A 15,299-nucleotide genomic window follows, 5' to 3' on the forward strand; every position below is an offset into this window, starting at 1 on the left:
TCTTAGTTTATAGTTTATAGTTTAAAGTTTATAGGGCGGTTTTCAGCCACGAACCCATGTCGTGCTCGGGGAATACCTCCTTGCGGCACTCCGCCTCGCACTCCTGCTGCGACGCACGCTCCTCATATCTGCCACACTCGCGGCGCGTGTAATATACCTCACCCAGACTGCTCAGCTGCTGGTCTCTCACCTTCATCATCTTCATCACCGTGTAGTTCACCGCCAACGGCGAATTCGGATTCGGATCAATCACACGTCTCACCGAGAAGAGGAAATCAGCCAGGTTCACCCAGTTGGCACTGCCCGCAATCTCATAGAAATCCAGGTCGCCCTGCGTGCCGTCCTTGTGCTGGATTCTAGGGTGCGCCACCACAAACGTCCACACGCCGTGCTTGCGGCTCCACGACTGCACCTTGGTCAGGAACTCCTTCACCTGCTGCGTCTCCGTGAGCCGCTCCTTGCCCTCGTCTATCGCCACGAACATGTAGGGGTCTATCACCAGGAAATCCAACCCGTGCTTGCGGCGCAGGCGCTCGCCCATCCTCACGATATACGAAGGCGTAGGCAGCTCGCTCTGAGCCGTGAAATCCACCATGTGGTCGCCCAGATAGGAAATCAGAGGGTCCAGACGGGTGCGCTCCAGCTCGGGATCCAACTCTCGGGTGCGCACGTTCTGCACCCATTTCTGCAAACTGGTAACCCCCACACCCACCTGGGCCACGTTGGTGAAATGCTTCGCCTTGTCGGGCAACTCGAACGAGAAGAAGCCCACGCGCTTGTGGCAGTGGAAGATGAGATGCGCCATCATGCAGTTCAGGAAATCCGTCTTTCCCGAGTTAGGGATGCCCGTCACCACCACCAGTCCGCCAGAGGAAGTGAGATGGAACACGCGGTCGGTCAGCGGCCCCATGCCGATGCTGTAGCCGTGGTCATACTGTCCCAGCATCACGCGCTTGATGTCGTCGGCATGCTGTTCGGCGGCATACACATCCTCCATGCCCAGCTCCTTGGCTCCGAGGATAATCTTCCTCACGGTTTCGGCGCCATAGCGGGCATACACCTCGCTGATGTCCTTGCAGCGGCCGGGCAGTTCGGCAAGGGTAGCCTGGTCGGCGTAGAACTTAAGCAGTCGCTTCACCAGTCCCCTGCCGGGGCGGTCGGAGTCGCCACACACCACGATTTCCTCCGCCTGAGCAATCCATTCGGCAAATGCCTCGTGGCTCTTTCTGATATCCGTCTTGCATCCGCTTGCCACGCTGATAACGTAGGGGAATCCGCACTGCATCAGGGTGAGCCGGTCTTTTTCGCCCTCGGTGATGATGAGCCGGTCGATGGGTTCAGCATTGATTCTCAGCGGGTTGATGCAGTCGATTCCGTAAGGGGCGCAGGGCTGCGTGGGCGATTTCTGCCAGAAATCCTTGATGTATCCGCCGTGGGGATCCTTGGCCACGCTTCTCATCTTCACGTTCACGATGCGGCCGCACACACGGTTGCAGTAGGCGATGGCGGCCACCTGCTCGTATCCCTGGGGGTCGTGGTTCTGGGCATCATCCACCTTGTGCGACATGTATCCGCAACATACGCCCGCCTTCATCGCCGTCTCCACCGAAATGCCCATATCCTTGAGATACTGCTTCACCATGTATCGGGCGGAGATGACAGACTGGGCAACAGTTTTTCCCTCTTCTTCGTCTTCTAGTGGGAAAATCATGCTTCTGGTTTTCTCGTCAATTTCTTCATAGTCATCGTCAACCATAGGCGTATAGTCAGGTTCGGCCTTGTGCTTGGCGTCGGCGTTGGCACGCAGGTAATATCCGGCATCGATGCTGCTGCCCTCCGAGTGCTTCAGTTTGGCGAGTTCATGCAGCTGTCCCTTGAACTGCGCCCCCTGGTCGCAGCTCCAGCATAGGAAGAGTCCGTTCTCCACCTTGATGCAGCATGCATTCTTGCCGCATTTAGGGCATCTCACCTTGATGTTCTGCTCCGATCTGTGCTGCAACTGCTTGAGCAGCGTGATGGTAAGCGAGCGCATCTTCTGCATATCCTTACCCTCCTTGTAAATCTCCATTTCCTCAGGAGTCATCTTGTCGCGCAAGGCCTCAAAGTCATAGGCGGTGTACCAAGGTTTCTCCTGGAATTCATAGTCTGGTTGAACTCCATCCGATGATTGGAATCCATTCGATGATTGTTTATTCATAATTCTTTTTATTAACTGAAGTTTCACATGTGGCATCCACCCGTCCCCGAAGGGGGCGAACTTCCAATAACCGCTGGTGGAATGACCGAAGGTCATGGAACCTGCGGATAGCAGATACACTCTCTAATCGTCCCCAAAGGGGGCGAACAGGAGCAAGACTGGATGTAATTCGCCCCCTTCGGGGACGATTCCTCCCTCCTGAGGCTTGTCCGCAGGTTCCATGACCTTCGGTCATTACACCAGCGGTTATTGAAAATTGGCCCCCTTCGGGGACCGGAGGTTACTTGCGAAACCTGCAAAACTTGATTGATTAAGATAAAAAAAACTCTGGTTAAAAACCTTTTAGGTTAAAAACTCTCTAGTAAAAATATACTCTCTGTTGTTCGGTTGTGTGTTTTCACGGCACAATCTATTCCTCCACCCATTGCTGGTAGTCGTTGTCCCACTCAGCATGAGCCGAAGGTCTTGGCGGTGCATCCTTCGGGATATACTTGCCCACGCTCTCCTTCGAGGCATCGGGCAGGATGTTTCCCTGGGCATCCAGCGCCTCGAAGGAATCGTAGAGGCGCTGGCCCGAAGAGGGCTGCTGATACTCAAACGGGCAGAGGGGGCGGTTCTCTCGGATGATATTAAAGCCATCGGCAGCCACCTCTCTTCGAATATCCAGCGCCGCTTTCCTGACATTATCTTTCATGAAGGGGAAATTCCTCACACGGAAGAGCCAGATTTTATTCCCCTCATCGCTATTTCTTAAAAACGTTTCCTTCTTGCCCGCCATGTAATTCTTAACATATACCTCAAGGTATCGCATGGTGGCAAGACTTACGGAATGCTCCCCGAAAGGAACCTTCATCATCAGCAGGTCCTGGTCCTCATTCTCCTTCTTGTCCTTGTCTTCCAGATAACTCATACACTTCTCATCCAAATCCTTGATGATACTCTCCCATGCGCCCGAATCCGACTTGAGGAAGAACATGAAGTGGGTGAAAGCCAGGTCGTAAGAGGTGGATTTTGCATCGCACTCCTCAAATTGCGATTTCTGGCGATATTTATTATTATATTTATTATTAATATTAATACATTAGTGTCCAATAAAAATTGGACACGTTAATTAATTAATCAAATAGTCCCTTAAAAAGGGGATAATCGAGTTCTTTGACATCGTTGAAAATAGTCTTATCAAATAGATCTCTTAGACGGGTTTTGTCCGTCAATGAAATGCTTAGAATCTGCAAAACTTCATATGTCGAGCGTTTCAATTGCATATCATGGTGCACAATAGCCACGAGACAATAAGTGATAATGGAAACACTAATCTGTATGCGTACAGCATTCTTCGTTGTGCCCCAGAATCTCTTTATCTTAAGATGCTGCTTTAGCCATTTGAAAAATAGTTCAACCAACCATCTTTTTTTATATAGATTCGCGACATCCAACGCAGAAAGATGCTTTGCATTCGTCAGAAAAGTAAACTCACGATCATCTTCTTCATCGTAGTATCGAATGAATCTGAATGATTCAGGATACTTCTTTTCGGAAAGATATCCTGTTAGTTTTACTTCTGCATCAGTTAGTACATTCTTTGGCATTCTTCGCTTCCATTTTACCATTTTGTACTTCAAGTTCGTTTTGGCTCTGACTACATAGTAGGAACCTGTAAGATGAATCTTATAAAGTTCCTTGAAAGTATCATAAGCCCTATCGAAAATGTAGTAACTATTTGGTTCATACGTAATTGAAGACATTGCTGTAGAATCATGCTTTGATGCTGTGGTCACAGTATAGAAAGCTGGAACTTGTGCTTCTACGTCATATAAGACATGTGCTTTGACTCCTCCTTTCTTACTTCTGAACTTTGCCCATGGAAAAGTTGCAAGACACAACGGAATAGTTGTCGAATCAAAAGCATACTTCTTTCCTGGTATATTCAAAATGTTGGTTTCTCGCTTTTTGCAAGCTTCCTTCATCATATAGAATGCAAAGTCTTCGAAAATCCTGTAATCACGAGTCTGATTGGCATAAGCAAGAGTTGCTTTTACGATAGTATTACGTCCAAGCCGCAGATGATATTGCTTAGCTCGATGAGCTTCCAACGCAACTATCAAGTCACGTAAACTCTCACGATTGCTCAGTTGCCCAAACATCATTGCAAGAAGCTGGTTCCAGCAAGTGAAGTGTTTCACGTATCGGTTGCCATCATACTTGCGTACGTAGTTGTTGAACTGAGTTCTATTCAGAAATGCAGTAAGTTGAGCGAAAACATATTTGTCTTGAAACATAGTAGCCAATTCTTTTTGGCTGCAAAGTTACAAAATCAAGTCCGTTTCATTGCAAAATACTGCATAAAAGACTATAATTCAACTGTTTCAAAGATCGAATTGCCCTTTTTTATTGGACAGTAGTGATATTAATATTATTATTAACATCGCCTAAAACCTCGATTTGAGGAGTATCGGAAAATACCTCATCGTTTTCTGCCGCATCAGCCTGATGCCACAACTCTGAAAAGAAGAATTTCAGATGCTGCACATCCTGAATCTCTCCGTAATAAATGAATCCGAACCCTGCACTATGGCGGATGCATTTATAGAGCGAAGGCACGGAATCAAACTTCATCCCCTTGGCTATCTGAAAGAGATTGCTGTTAGGATATCTGCCGTCGGCATCCATCCAGTCGCTCTCTCCCAGATAGAGTCGCAGCAACTTATAAAGCTGAGAGGGTGTAACCCCCGCCTGTTTCCAGCTGCCCATCAGCTTGCGTAAGTCGTAGATATTCACGCAGTTGCTGACGGGTTGCAGCTTCTTTCTTTTTGCAGGAAGGTTCCCATTGGGGACACCATTTCCATCCATCATTTGGTTCCCATTGGGGACACCATTCATTAAATTATTACTTTCCATTAGCGTTATTTTTTAAAATTCTATACTTATTTTTTCCTCTAGGAGTTTGAATATAGAGAGAATAGAGCTGAGCCTTGATCAAGACTTTGGCATCACACTCCTTATGCCACTTCTCGGAAGTGATAATCTTTACGGCATTCTGACCGGCGATACCGAAGAGAGCAACAAACTGCTGTTGCAATTTTTCTTCAGCCACTTGCCTGCGGAGAGGATTATTCAACTCAGTAACCAGTCCCTTATCTATCAACAATTTCTTTTCATCCTGCCAAAAGATATCTTCCAGGATTTCCCAGAAGAAGGCGAGTCCATAAGCGATGCGCTTGATGGCCAAAGGGCTAGGATGAGCAGTATGATTAAGATAGTTACCCACATTTTTCTTGTCGATATAGGTGAGCTCAGCAAATTCCTGTTCTGTAACGGGATTGCCTACCCCTACCACCTTCTTCAGCAGGTGCAGGATATCACGTTCACGCTGGTCTTTCAAGTCAGTCATCAGATGGTTGAGAATCTGCATCTCATGGTCTGAAGGTGTACCTACCATTACTCTCTTTAGTTGTTGTTTAATTTCACTTTTCATAATTTTGTTATTAAATTTCAGCAAAATAACAACTTTTTACTGAGATAAGCACTAGAAATGGGGTTTCTTAATAACCGAAACTTTTTATTTCATTAACAGAACCGAGAATATTTCATTGAGCATTTAACGTAAATATACTTTTCAATAAGACTCAAGCATTTAGAAAGTAAATTAATAGAACCTCCTCAAAGCAGCATCCAGCCTCCTCAAAGCAGCATCCAGCCTCCTCAAAGCAGCATCCAGCCCTCCTCAAAGCAGCATCCAGCCCTCCCGTCCCCGAAGGGGGCGAACTCTCAATAACCGCGGGTGGAATGACCGGAGGGAATGGAACCTACGGAAAGCAGAACACTACACACACTACCGTCCCCGAAGGGGGCGAACTCTCAATAACCGCGGGTGGAATGACCGAAGGGAATGGAACCTGCGGAAAGCAGAAAACCACACACACTACCGTCCCCGAAGGGGGCGAACAGGAGAAAGAGGGGATGCGGTTCGCCCCCTTCGGGGACGATGGGGAGAGAGCACCAGCTGATCCGCAGGTTACATAACCTACGGTCATTCCACCAGCGGTTATTAGGAGTTCGCCCCCTTCGGGGACGGTTGAAGGGAAACCGGCAGGAAGAAAAAAATGGCGGGAAAAAGAAAACCGATGGAACAATCCATATATTAGAGATATTTAATTGAATTTTAACACATAATTTATAGACCCTATCGCTTTTTTTTGTATCTTTGCAGCAGAAATGACTAAGAAATCATTCTATAACATTATTAACAATTAAAAAATTAGCTTATGAAAAAGTTACTACGCTATTCATTAACACTGGTTTTCGCGCTCGTAGCGAGCGTTAGCTTCGCAGCAACCTACACCTACAGTTTTACTGAAAAAGCATTTGGAAAATCTGGTGAAACCGCAGATTTGGGCGGTATTGAGTGGACTGCTACTACAGATGCAGGTTACTTCGGATTCGATGAAAACTACGGAAAAGGTCAGCAGTTTGGTAGCAAGAAAAAGCCAGCTACTACTTTGACTCTCTCAACTGCTGCTTTCAAGGACAAAATCACTGCTATTACAGTTGAAACTGCAGGTGCCGGCGGCATCAAGGCTACACTCGATGTTACTGTAGGAGGTAAGGCTTTCGGTAAGCAATATACCGTAACTACAACAAAGACCGAGGCTGAATTCAAGGGCGAGGAAGCTGGCGAAATCGTTTTGTCATACAAGAACTCAGCTCAGGCTGCTCTCTACATCTCTGCTATCACAGTAACAACTCTCGGCGAAGGTGAAACTCCTCAGCCACCAGTAGAGATTACCTACACCGACGTGGCAAGCGTGAAAGATCTCTTGGCTAACTACAAAGAGGATACCAAGAACCTCAACCTCACTCTTACCAACGCTAAGGTTACTTTCGTTAACGAGTACAAGGGAACCATCAATACTTATGTTCGCGAGGGCGATACAGCCATCGAGCTTCGTACACTCGGCTTCAACATGCCAGTGAACAGCATCCTTACAGGTAAGGTAAAGGTAGATTTGAAGTACAACTATGGCGTTCCTTACCTCACAGCCAATGCAGGTACAGACGATGAGAGCATCACCGTTACCGAGAGCGAAGAAGCTGCTCAGCCTATCGAGGCTACCATCGCCGACCTCATCGCCAACAAGTACTTGAACGACCTCGTTACCATCAAGAACTTCACTTTCAGCAAGGAAGAGTATCAGGAAGGCAAGTTCAACTACTACGCTAACGACGGCGAGCAGAAGATTATGATTTACGACAAGTTCAACAAGGTGGGCGGCGTTGCAGAACTCACAGAGGGTGAAACTTACACCGCAACAGGTCTCTATGGCGCTATCTTCAAGGGTATTCCAGAGATTCTCCCTACCCAGAAAGTTGTACCTGGCACTTCTACCGGCATCACCAACATCACAACATCTGCTGCTGACAATGCTCCTATCTTCAACCTCGCAGGTCAGAAGGTAAGCAAGAGCTACAAGGGTGTAGTGATCAAGGCTGGCAAGAAGATGATTCAGTAAGATTACAAATCTTTCTGTAAGATTCAGAAACATTCCGGTTATCAAAGGATAACCAATAAAAAATCCGCTTCCACGACTATCATGCGTGAAAGCGGATTTCTTTTTATCTTCTATCATTCAATCTCTTTTCTGCTCCCGTCATTTTCTTGATGCCCGAAGCCTTGCCGAAGGTATTCACTGATGCTGCTGCCGCAGAAGCTCTGGTAGCCTTCTTTGCCAATCCCGTATACTGCTCCTCCAAATTGAAGGTGATGACGTCGCCCTTGGCTGAACCCACGCCTATCATATAACCATAGAAGGTGTAGCGGTCTCTGCCCTGCTCTTCGCCCAGATGGAAACCCGTCTGGCTGGCACCGGCATCCAATACGAAGGTGGCTCCACTCTTGGCATACCTTATATAGATATCACCATTGTTGTCGATATACCAGGTGAACTCCAAGGTCTGCGAATCCTCTACCTCGCCCTTCCCATCATACACCTCGTCAATCTCAACACCACTTCCGCTCAGCGCATTCTTCCTGTTGCCACTCTGGTAGAATATCATGGTGGCATAGAATTCATCCTTGCCGCGGGATACGCCATCATCGTTGATGTAACTGTAGGTCACCGGGCCATACCATTTGCCCACCAGCGTCTGGGCCTCTTCTATGAGCTGGCTGTTCTGCGAACCGCCTGAACCCTGGTTCCAGTCACCCTGGTTCCAACCCCAGCCACCCTGGTTGTAATCCTCGTACCAGCCATAGTCGTCGTGCCAATAATGACCATCATCCCATGGATCGTCGTCACAACTCGTAAATGTGAATGATGCCGCAGCTATCGCCATCAACATCAAGATTGATTTCATCTTCTTCATTATCTTATATCCTTTCTTATATACTTATTTATATACTTATTTTTTATATACCCTCAAATCCGCAACCGCCCTCATAAGATGACACAGAGGTCAAAAAGGTAGCGACACTGTGGCAAAAGAGGGTGCAACGCAGCAAAAATCGCCACAAAGACGCATTAAATCCCCTTACCCCACCATGCGACTTGAGGCAATACGCAAAATCACGACCATAAGTTGTCGGTGTCATCCAAAGTCATTCTGGAACACATCAGCATAAGCGTTGTTGCATGAATAGATATTCAGCACATACTGCCTTGATGTCCTGACCCATTTGGCTGGCACAGAGATGAACTTGAAGACAAACGCCTTGATGCGGCTTGTTGCTTTGAGTCCGAACCTCTTCACGTCAAGCCTCGCCATGATGAATTTATAGAAGTTGCGTATGAGTGCCGTAAGCAGAAGAAACACCGTGTTTTCTCCCATGAAGGATTTTGGAAGCCTGTTCCAGCCGAATCCGTTATTCATTTCATCGAAGATGCGTTCCTTCCCTCCACGGAGGTTATAGAATTTGACAATCTCTTTCTCGGAAGACTCGTAGTCATTTGTAAGGATGCAGCGGTAGGTGTATTCGCCTTCCCACAGGTCAATCTCACCGTCAATTCGCTTCTGCCTTTGGATTACAAGACGGTATGCCCTCCCTTTCCATTTCTCAACAAGAATGGAGTTCAGTTCAAACTCAATGCCGCCCAGTTCCTCTCTCTTCCACCCTCTGAGTGCAAAGATGTCATCGTAGAGCGAACCGCAGCGGTTGGCGCGGATATAGAAAGTCATGCAATGCTTTCCGACCTCTTCCACAATTTCCTCTGAGCAGGATCCGCAATCTGCCCTGAAACGATTGACTGTCAATCCTTTCTGTTCAATCCTCTCAAAGAATCTCCTCAACGTGTCCTTCTGGTGGAAACGAACGTTAGTGTTGCCGTCGCTGTTCTCTATGCCGACAATCATGTCGCCAATGACAGCCACACCTGGACGGTACCCGAGAAACTTCTTGTATGTGGGTTTCGCATCAAACTTCTCAGCCTCTATGAACTGGTGGTCGAAGTCAACGTCATACCCCTCGCCCTCTTTCAGCTGCCCTGTGGACAATAGGCAATTGAGGAGCAGTGTATTCAGCATGTCTGCCGTGTTGAAGTCGTAGGTCTTGCCAGTGTCGGATGTGTAGGAAATGTTATCCTGGGTCAGTTCCTTTATGGCTCTGAGAATCGTGTCGGCACTGCATGTGCGAAGTGTCGGATGAAGCGAGAGGTGATACATCAGATGAGTGGTGACATCCTCTATGCATGAGCCGCCACAGAAATAAACGCTCATAAGCGAACGGATGATTTCGCTGTATTGATAACCATACAGCCTACATCTCATACCGAGGGTTGAGTCGATTACAGATGAGAGATTGGAGTCAAATTGCTCCATTATTGAAAAAATTCCTCCAAAAGGAGAGAGTTTCTCAGATTTTATTGCTACCTTTGCCATGTCTGTCGGGTTTGATACATATTTTGATTTGCAACACTAAGATAGGTGAAAAATCTGACATGGCAAAATCCTGAGCAACTTTTTGTTGCTCAGGTACTTATAAAATAAGTTAAACTAAAATGCTGCGGAATTTAGGTATACTTATCAATTCAAGTTTCGCAAGTAACCTCCGGTCCCCGAAGGGGGCCAACTTTCAATAACCGCTGGTGGAATGACCGAAGGTCATGGAACCTGCGGACAACCAATAGTAGGGAGAAAGCGTCCCCAAAGGGGGCGAACCACATCCAGCCTTGCTCCTGTTCGCCCCCTTCGGGGACGATAAGAGAGTATCTGTCACTATCCGCAGGTTCCATTCCCTTCGGTCATTCCACCAGCGGTTATTCACATTCGCCCCCTTCGGGGACGGTAGAATGCTACTTGTGAAACTTCAGTTATCAATACTTATATGTTCTTTCTTGAATTCTGATGCAAAGATATACCAAAAATTACACCCTGCAAAGGGAAAAGTGGAAAAAATTAGGGGAATTTCCCTATTCTGCAACAGTTTTTCCCTACTATCTCTTGCTTTTCTCAAAAAAATACACTACCTTTGTGCCAATTATCAAACAAAACTATGCATCGAAACAAAACAATGCATCAAAACAATGACAAAGTATGAATAAAAGATATTTTCTCTCTATCATCGTAACTATCATCGCCATCATGTCCAATACCCTAAGCATGACGGCTGTGCCTTACTGCGACGTAAGAAAATTCTCTATCGTTGACGGACTCGCCGCCAACACCATTTCTGACATGAAGCAGGCATCCGACCGACTGATGTGGTTCGGCACCTGGAACGGACTCTCCTACTACGACGGATACTCTTTCTATACCTTCCGAGATGAACCCGGCGGAGAAGATGTGCTCTCATCCAACCGAATCATCGCCATCTATCCCACCGCAAGAAACAACGTATGGTGCGTTACTTCGGATAGAAAATTCTATTTGTACAGCACCCACTACTGCAGATTCCGCAACACCGAAAAGAGCATCAACGAGCAGTTTGGCATCAAACTGAAGGTGGATCAACTGTATCCTATCAAAAACGGCAGCACCTGGATTACCACCCAGGACGGAAACTATATCATCAGAGCCATCTTATCGCAACAGGAGGAAGTCAGCCGAGAACTCATCAAGGTGGGAGAACATGGTCTGCGAAGCGGAAGAGTATGGCATATCTGGAGCGACGGGAAAGGACGTGAGTGGATTCTCACCGAAAAGGGAACCACCATCTACAATCACCACTTCAGTACACCCCTCCCATTCAAATGGATCAGAGAGGTGGGTGGAAACATCTTCCTGGCTACACCCGACGGCAAACTCGCCGCTTTCGATGAGAGAGAAAAACTCATCATGATTCCGATGCCAGAAGGCGTTACACGCATCAACCAGCTCAAGAACACCGGCTACCAGCTGCTCATAGCCACCAACCTGGGGCTGGTAATCTACAACCCGCGCAACTTTAAAACCCAACTCATCAACGTGCAGAGCCCAAGCCAGCCTATGGCAGAGGTGAAGAACATCTATACCGACGACTTCGGCATGGTTTGGGTGTTTACCGACGGCATGGGCGTAACCCTGGTGAACCCGAAAACGGGCGGAAAGGCGTGGCTCTTCGCCGACCAGCCCGACCCTGCCGACCGCACGGAATCGGATAAATTCTTCATCACCCAAGATGAAAACCATACCCTCTGGCTCGTGCCCAATGGCGGAACCTTCAGCTATTTCGACCGTAAGGCAGGAAAACTGGTACCTTATCTGCTGCGAAGCAACTCTTCGGGCAACTTCCGTGTGCCTACAATCAAGAAATATTGCCTCTCAGACCAGGGCATCCTCTGGATAAGCGGTACGCACGACCTTACACAGGTGGCCTTTAAAGACCACCAATACCACCTCAACGGGCTGGACCAGGGAGAATCTGACGTACGCTCGCTCTGCAACACCCCCGAAGGTTACCACTGGACGGGATATTACAACGGCATCATCCAGGTGAGCAACAGCAGATATGAAAAGGTGGGATACCTGGCACCTAACGGACAGGTGGTGCCACAGCAGGTGAAGTTCTGCCAGTCGCCTATCTTCGCGCTCTTCTTCGACACCGAGGGAAAGATGTGGATAGGCACCAGGAACGACGGTCTCTTTGTGCGGACCAGCCAGGGCATGGCCCACTACACGATGAACCCTGCCGACCGGAACTCGCTGCCCGACAACAACATATTTGACGTAGCAGTCGACCGCCACGGCAGAATATGGCTGGCTACCTATGGCGGCGGACTCGTGCTGGCGAAGCAGAGCGCCACGGGTCAGATATCGTTTGTAAGCAAGAACAACGGAATGCCTTGGCCCAAGAAGCAATTCCAGAAGGTGAGACGCATCTTCTGCTCCCCTACGGGAGAGATTCTGGTGGGAACCACCGAAGGACTGATTACCTTCGGCGACAATTTCAGCACACCAGGCAAGATGAAGTTCTTTACCAGCCAGCACATAGAAAACGACTCCAACTCGATATCAGCCAGCGACATATACTTCATCATGCGCCACAGCAACGGGCAGACCCTGATATCGCAGCTGGGCGGAGCACTGGAGAACATCAGCAGCACAAACCTGCTGCAGAACAACCTGCAGACCCGTATCAACAGACACATCAGCTACGACGAGGGCATCGTGCAGAGCATGGTGGAAGACAACCAGGGAAACCTCTGGGTGGTACGCGAATCGAGTATCGACCTCTATAACCCGAAGACGGGAACGACGGAAGTGTTCGGCCCTAACGATTTCGACTTCAACATGTCGTTTACCGAGGCACGCCCTGTCCACGACCCAGGCACCAACGATATAACCGTGGGCACGCCGATGGGCAGCCTTACCTTCAACCCTGCCAAGATGAAGAAGAGCCCATACCAGGCACGCATTATCTTTACCATGCTGCACTATACGGGCGAAAGCGCATCGGAACCTATCCTGCATAAAGAAAAGGTGGAGATTCCTGCCAACAAGCGAAACCTGAGCATCAGCTTCGCATCGCTCGACTACTCACGCAAATACAACACGAAATACCGCTATCGCATTGACGGGCATACCCCTGAGGGCAAGTGGATAGACCTGGGAAAGAGAAACTACATCGCCTTCAACCGCATCGCCAGCGGCAACTACGTGCTCAAGGTGATGGCCACCAATTCGCACGGCGTATGGAGCAAATACGTAGCCGAGCTGCCTATCGAGGTAAGACCTACCTTCTGGGAGAGTATCTGGGGAAAAATACTGATGGTGATCCTGCTGATGTGCATCGTGGGCAGCATCTTCTACATCTACAACCGCAACCAGCGCGAGAAGATGAGCCACGAGATGAGCCTGATGAAGAACGACTTCTTCAGCGACGCCAGCCACAAGCTGCGCACGCCGCTCACCCTGATAGGAGGACCGCTGAAGGAAGTGCTCGACACGGAACACGGCATCACCCGAAAGGGAAGGGAGATGCTTACCATCGCCCTGAAGAATTCGTACGAGATGCTCGACATGCTCAACAAGATTCTGAGATACGACAACTCTACCCTGATGAACAGGGACGGAAGTCAGACAAGCGGCGACACCCTGGTGAACACCGGCGGCGTAAGCTACATGGACTCTACCGAGAATGAAGAGGACGAGATTTCAGGACAGATCAACGACGAGAACGTGGCAAGATTCCTGGCAGAAGCCGAAAAGGCTGAGAAGGAACTGGAAGAGAACATGACCGAAGAGGAAAAAATGGCAAGGGAGGAGCAGAGCAAGGAGCACACCGTATTGGTGGTGGAAGACAACAAAGACCTGCGCAAGTACCTCTACACCATCCTCTCTGAACACTACAACGTGCTGCTTGCCGAAAACGGAAAGGCGGGACTGCTGATGACGCGCACCGAACTGCCAGACTTCATCATCACCGACGTAACCATGCCGGTGATGGACGGCATCACCATGGTTGGCGAAATCAAGCAGGATCACGAACTCTCGCAGATTCCTATCATCATCCTCTCGGCAAAGGCGAGCGTGCAAGACCGACTCAAGGGATTCGAGATGGGTGTGGATGCCTACATGACCAAGCCGTTCTCTACAGAATACCTGCTGGGTAGAATCAGCGCCGTGCTCAAGCAGCGCCACAACCTGCAGAAGGAAATGATCCAGAAACTGGAGCATACGGGCAATCTGATAGGCAAAGCCATGAGCGGCGGCATCAGCAGCGGTATAAACGGCAGCAAGAACAATGCCCTGAACAACGGTTTGAACAATGCTCTGAACAACGGTTTGAACAATGCCCTGAACGATGGTCAGAACGGCGGCTTGATAGCTTCTTCTGCCAATGAACCGGAGAAGACGCTGAGCCAGATAACCAGAGAAATCACGGAGAAGGAACGTGAGAAGGAGGAGAAGACAAGGCTGAAGCGCGAACAGAGCGACTTTGCCTTCATGGCAAGTCAGATCAACGATGCTACGACGGCAAGGATTCTGAAGTACGTGACGGAGCATATAGACTCGCCAGACCTGAAGATTGATGACATCGCCGACGCGATGGGCATGAGCCGAAGCGTGCTCTACCTCAAGATCAAGCAGCAGCTGGGCATGACGCCTATCGATTTCGTAAGGCATGTGAGAATCATGAGAGCCTGCGAGCTGCTGAAGGATACCGACGAGGCGCTCTCGTCTGTGGCATTCGCCGTGGGCTTCAGCGATCCGAAGTACTTCTCCAAGGTGTTCAAGCGGGAAACGGGCATCGTTCCTACGGAATATCGTGAACGTACCAGATAACGGATAAGGAAGTCTGTACTTTGGAGTTTTAAGGCACGGATTACACGGATTACACGGATTTTTTATGAGAAGACAATCGCTTAACTTACATGAGCGCCCTCAATCCGTGTAATCCGTGAAATCCGTGCCTTATCTATATATTTTCAAGTTTCGCAAGTAGCATTCTACCGTCCCCGAAGGGGGCGAATGTGAATAACCGCGGGTGGAATGACCGAAGGGAATGGAACCTGCGGATATTGACAGATACTCTCTTATCGTCCCCGAAGGGGGCGAACAGGAGCAAGACTGGATGTGGTTCGCCCCCTTCGGGGACGCTTTCTCCCTCCTGTTGGTTGTCCGCAGGTTCCATGACCTTCGGTCATTCCACCAGCGGTTATTGAAAGTTGGCCCCCTTCGGGGACCGGAG

Annotated in this window: 9 protein-coding genes; 2 read left to right on the forward strand and 7 right to left on the reverse strand. The window is 48.7% G+C overall.

Going from position 1 to position 15,299, the window contains the following annotated elements:
* Nucleotides 1-28: 28 nt before the first annotated feature.
* The 5 genes from KUA49_RS12435 to KUA49_RS12455 form a co-directional block, all read right to left on the reverse strand.
* Nucleotides 29-2,197 (reverse strand): bifunctional DNA primase/helicase, encoded by a 2,169-nt coding sequence (locus tag KUA49_RS12435; RefSeq protein ID WP_218411865.1) that lies wholly within the window; start codon nt 2,195-2,197, stop codon nt 29-31.
* A 409-nt stretch (nt 2,198-2,606) separates the two neighbouring features.
* Nucleotides 2,607-3,173 carry a hypothetical protein gene (locus KUA49_RS12440; protein WP_218411866.1) on the reverse strand — a complete coding sequence of 189 codons (567 nt, stop codon included), beginning with the start codon at nt 3,171-3,173 and terminating at the stop codon, nt 2,607-2,609.
* A 139-nt stretch (nt 3,174-3,312) separates the two neighbouring features.
* Complete coding sequence (locus KUA49_RS12445; RefSeq protein WP_218413642.1) at nt 3,313-4,476, reverse strand: IS4 family transposase; 1,164 nt, start codon at nt 4,474-4,476, stop codon at nt 3,313-3,315.
* A 109-nt stretch (nt 4,477-4,585) separates the two neighbouring features.
* On the reverse strand, nt 4,586-5,095 hold the full coding sequence (locus KUA49_RS12450) for a hypothetical protein (protein WP_318331613.1): 510 nt from the start codon (nt 5,093-5,095) through the stop codon (nt 4,586-4,588).
* Nucleotides 5,085-5,672 (reverse strand): hypothetical protein, encoded by a 588-nt coding sequence (locus KUA49_RS12455; RefSeq protein WP_218413598.1) that lies wholly within the window; start codon nt 5,670-5,672, stop codon nt 5,085-5,087. The genes KUA49_RS12450 and KUA49_RS12455 overlap by 11 nt, the downstream gene beginning before the upstream one ends.
* A 790-nt stretch (nt 5,673-6,462) precedes the next feature.
* Between KUA49_RS12455 and KUA49_RS12460 the strand changes: the two genes are divergently transcribed.
* Nucleotides 6,463-7,707: a hypothetical protein gene (locus tag KUA49_RS12460; RefSeq protein WP_218413597.1), complete on the forward strand. Its 1,245-nt coding sequence runs from the start codon at nt 6,463-6,465 to the stop codon at nt 7,705-7,707.
* Between the two features lie 103 nt (nt 7,708-7,810).
* Here KUA49_RS12460 and KUA49_RS12465 read toward each other — a convergent pair whose 3' ends face one another.
* Complete coding sequence (locus KUA49_RS12465) at nt 7,811-8,560, reverse strand: hypothetical protein (protein ID WP_218413596.1); 750 nt, start codon at nt 8,558-8,560, stop codon at nt 7,811-7,813.
* A 222-nt stretch (nt 8,561-8,782) separates the two neighbouring features.
* Entirely contained in the window at nt 8,783-10,069 is a 1,287-nt protein-coding gene (locus KUA49_RS12470) for an IS1380 family transposase (protein ID WP_118354577.1), read from the reverse strand.
* Nucleotides 10,070-10,723: 654 nt separating this feature from the next.
* Between KUA49_RS12470 and KUA49_RS12475 the strand changes: the two genes are divergently transcribed.
* The gene (locus KUA49_RS12475; RefSeq protein WP_218411667.1) at nt 10,724-14,893 is read left to right on the forward strand and encodes a response regulator; all 4,170 of its coding nucleotides are present in this window, start codon (nt 10,724-10,726) and stop codon (nt 14,891-14,893) included.
* Nucleotides 14,894-15,299 lie beyond the last annotated feature (406 nt).

The organism is Segatella copri (assembly GCF_019249655.2).
Classification (GTDB): domain Bacteria; phylum Bacteroidota; class Bacteroidia; order Bacteroidales; family Bacteroidaceae; genus Prevotella.